The sequence below is a fragment of the Muricoccus roseus genome, from assembly GCF_900141905.1.
In the GTDB taxonomy this organism is placed as follows: domain Bacteria; phylum Pseudomonadota; class Alphaproteobacteria; order Acetobacterales; family Acetobacteraceae; genus Roseomonas; species Roseomonas rosea.
In genome coordinates this window covers 1-3,848 of sequence record NZ_FQZF01000072.1, presented here as the reverse complement: position 1 = coordinate 3,848, position 3,848 = coordinate 1, and the positions used below count along the sequence as shown (strand labels likewise).

Annotated in this window: 4 protein-coding genes; 1 reads left to right on the top strand and 3 read right to left on the bottom strand. The window is 65.2% G+C overall.

The window, feature by feature from the left end:
* Positions 1-54: 54 nt before the first annotated feature.
* The 3 genes from BUB97_RS25320 to BUB97_RS25310 form a co-directional block, all read right to left on the bottom strand.
* Positions 55-1,593, bottom strand: a complete 1,539-nt coding sequence (locus tag BUB97_RS25320) for a coiled-coil domain-containing protein (RefSeq protein ID WP_073140717.1) — start codon at positions 1,591-1,593, stop codon at positions 55-57.
* Positions 1,594-2,265: 672 nt separating this feature from the next.
* Entirely contained in the window at positions 2,266-2,403 is a 138-nt protein-coding gene (locus tag BUB97_RS26505) for a hypothetical protein (protein WP_175562752.1), read from the bottom strand.
* A gap of 41 nt (positions 2,404-2,444) precedes the next feature.
* A complete protein-coding gene (locus BUB97_RS25310) occupies positions 2,445-2,978 on the bottom strand; it encodes a hypothetical protein (RefSeq protein ID WP_073140711.1) in 534 nt (177 codons plus the stop codon).
* A gap of 138 nt (positions 2,979-3,116) precedes the next feature.
* Here BUB97_RS25310 and BUB97_RS26070 point away from each other — a divergent pair, with 138 nt between their 5' ends.
* Positions 3,117-3,776, top strand: a complete 660-nt coding sequence (locus BUB97_RS26070) for a hypothetical protein (protein ID WP_139281466.1) — start codon at positions 3,117-3,119, stop codon at positions 3,774-3,776.
* Positions 3,777-3,848: the final 72 nt, after the last annotated feature.

Here is a 3,848-nt window from a genome sequence, read left to right as displayed (position 1 = left end):
GGCCGACCCGTTCGGACCCCGTTCCACACACCATCACTCTGAGGGACAGCCGCCCTACCGCCCAAGCCCAGGCGGCCGGCCCATTACGGCATCTATGGAGAGCAGCCCCGAGCGGGTCTGCACCGCCTTTTCATAGAGTTCGGCTTCGACGCGCAGGGCAGCCTGGCGCTCCGCGGCTGCCTCGCGCTCTTCCTTGCGGGCAGCCGTGCGCCCTGCGGTGGCCTCGCGGCGGGCGTCGGCCTCCGCCTTGCGGCGGGCCTCGACATCGTTCAGCAGCTTCGCCTCGTCGGTCGCCTCTTCAGTGCGGCGTCGCGTGGCTTCGGTGCGCGCCGCAGCAAGGCGGCGCTCCGCCTCTTCACCGGAGATACTCGCGTCCTTCAGCGCCTTTTCGAGATCCGCAACGTCCTGCTCTACGCGGCGAGCAATCTGCGCCTGCGCTGTTTGCCGTCGCTGCTCCTGGGCGAAAGCCTCAGTACCTCCCCGCTCAAGCGCAGCGCGCAGCGCCTGGATGCGCTGCATGCTTTCCTGGACGTCCGCGAAGGGGTTCTCGACACGGGCCTGCGCCAGTGCAAGCAGCCGCTGGCGTGTGCCATCCAGCGCCGAGTTCAGTCCACCAACCTGCCCCTCCGTGCGGTTGGCAGCCGTGCCCACACCAGCCACGCCAGTCGCGGCCGGACCAGATGCCTCGCTGATTAGGGCGAGGTTGGCCGCGTTCTGCCGCGCCTTCTCGCCGCTCTCGGTCAGAGGACCAATCTGGTCTTGCAGTGCACGGGCGATGCGCTCCATGGAGGACGCGAATGGCCCCCCCGCCTGCGCGGCCGCATCGAACTGCCCGATAATCTCAAGGATCTTCGTGCGGGTGATCTCGGCAGCATTGTTCAGCTCGTCCAGGCGGGCGAGTGCCGACTGCTCTGCGGCGGTCGGACCTTCTCCACCTGAGGCCGTAGCCCCTTGGGCCGCCCGGCGGATGGAGCCGAGCCCGAAAGTACCTGCGTCGAGGCCGCTCACCACGGACCGAGTGGATTGCTCCAAGTCGTTCCGCTCGCGAGTGAGGCGGGCGCGCTCCCCGGCGAGAGCGGCGGCGCTATACTCGCGGTACGCGGCGGCGAGGCGGTTGAGCCGCTCGGCTTCCTCCTCCAGGCCCTTTACCAGCTGCTTGGCGGCCTCGTCAGCAAGGCGGGATGAAGCATCGATCTGCTTGAAGACGTCGTCCAGCTGCTTCCCGTTCAGCGCAGCTAGGGCGAGCTGTCCAGCGAACGCTGCGACGGTAATGCCCGCGCCAGCGATCGCGCCGGCCGGCCCGAAGATGCTGGCAATCTGGGGTCCCTGTTGGCCCAGAATGGTCAGAGCGTTCGTGCCCATCTGGGCTTGGACGGCCACGTCCTGCAGCTGCAGCCCCAGGCCACCGAGACGCTGCCGAAGGGTGTCGGTGCCGGCCGCAGCGGCGGTCGTCCCACCAACCGAGCGTCGGGCTGCGTCGTCGAGCCGCTTAAGCGCCGCCTCTCCTGCGGGGCCCAGAGCCTCTAGGTCGGCCCGGACCTTCTCCGCCCCTTTGGTGGAGAGGGTGAGGACGATGCTGCGGCTACCGCTCATTCACGCCCTCCTCTATCGTTTCGCCCGCTGGCTGATCGCTGCCCTGCGAAGCTGCATATCCGTGGGAACATCATGCCGAATGGAGAAAAACGTGCCGCGCTTTTTCGCATTTACGTTTTGGCTGCTAGCCCTTGGCTCTCCCGCCTTAGCGCAGCCATTTGGGATCTCCCAAGGAACCCCACTTGACCAACTCCGGGTTACTAGACCGCCCGAAAACGGCCTTGCCCAAGTCGAACCTCCGAAAGCACATAGTGAGTTTGAAAGTGTTAGCGTCTTGGTAACGCAATCACATGGTGTTTGTGCTGTGTCAGCAATCGGGAAAACTCACCGGGACGACAGGTATGGCATAAGCATTCGTTCCGCGATGCGGCAGGTAATCGGGCAATTAGAGACGGTGTACGGCCCATCAAAGCTGGACAACTTTCTGATGCAAGGTTCCATATGGAACCGACCTGCGGATTGGACGATGGGAATAAGGTCGAAGGAGAGAGTATATACAGCTACTTGGAGGAGGTCTGCCGAACGACCCTTGCCGAACAGTGTAAATAACATCGAGCTTTCCGCGATGGCTTTAAGTGACACGGCCACTTGGGTCCATCTAATCTTCCGCTTCGAAAACAATAATGCCTGCATTGCAGAAATGCGTCGCGGCGATGCGGGGGCGTTCTAAGCCTACTCGCCCGCCTCTTCCTCGCGCTCCGCCCGGTCCTGCCGGGCGAGCCTTATGCCCTCCGCACACGCCGCGAGGAGCGGCGCGGCCGTCGCCGGTTCCACCCCCATGCCGGTCGCCAGGGCAATGGCGCCCGCCATGTCCACCTCCGCACCCGCTAACCCCCCGCGGATGCAGGCCTTCACCGCTGCTTCGCAGGCCGCGCCCGCTTCGGTTTCGGGAGCGTGGACGACCCCGGGGCACTCGGCGCATCGCTGGGGGCAACCGTCGCAGTATTCCGCCCCTCCACCGAAGCGCCATCGGAGGAGGGCGCGGAGCCGTTTCCCTCCGCCACCACGGCCTTCACCGGCTGCTCATAGGCCCGGATGAACGCCAGGCCGGCCTGGGGGTGGGCAGCGAAGGCGTCGAGAGCCTCGGGCGTGACCGGCAGCGGCACGCCCTGTTCGTCCACCACGCCCTCCCACTTCACGATGCGGTCCGCCAGTGCCCGAATGCGCCCCTGGGTGAAGGCCCCCTCCAGCACGCCCACCTGAGCGTCGGAGGGCGGCTCGTCGTCCGGGATGCCGGCCGTTGCCTTGGCCTCGGATGCTGCCTTCATGGCGCGGTACTCGGCCGCACGCAGTGCCGCCACGTCAAGGGGTGGCACCCACACCCGGACGCCAGGCGCGACCACATCCAGCCAGATGAGTTCCTTGGAGGTGCGGAGGGTCAGCATCAGGCAATGGCGCGGATTGTCATTCGCGCTCCCTGGGTTTTGCGTTGCGGGTGATCCCAGCCGCGAGCAAAATGCGAGACGGCGCCGCCCCTGGCAGGGCAGACGCCGCCTCTGACCTCAAGCGTGGATGAGACGCCCTTGGCTGAGATCGGTGTAAGCGAGCCGGAAGAGGCTCGCAATCGGGCAGTTCGTTCCTGCCGAAAGTGTGGAGAGCTGCGGGACTATCCCGGCCGATGCCGGGCATGCATTCGAGCGCACAACCGTGCCTATTATGCCAAGAACAAGGGCACGCTCCTCGCGAAGAGCAGAAAGTGGCATGAGGCCAATCGCGACCGCGCAAACGCCTATGCCCGGGGTCGAGCCACGATCAACTTGGACGAGCATCGGGCCCGAAATCGAGCCAAGATGGCAAGATGGCGGGCCAAAAATGCCGAAGCTGTGCGCAAGAAGCGGCGCAGCTACTACGCTTCCGACCCTCAACGTCACTGCGCCTACACACTGAAATGGTGCCGCGCGAACCCAGAAAAGGCTGCAGCACAGGCGGCAAAGCGCCGCGCACAAAGGCGGCAGGCAACTCCTCGATGGGCGGACTTGGCCGTTATGACCCTCATCTATGCGGAAGCGGCGCGTCTAACACGGGCCTCCGGCATACGACACGATGTGGATCACATCGTGCCGCTTATCAGTACTGCAGTCTGCGGTCTGCACGTCCCCTGGAACCTACGAGTGGTCACACGCACCGAGAACCAGGCGAAGGGCAATCGCTTCTCCCCAGTGTTGAGTTTCGCTGAGAACTGACCCGGGGTTTTCATCGAGAACTGACCCGTGCAGGGATATGTCCCGCGGGCTGTGGCCGCGGGTCAAGCGGGT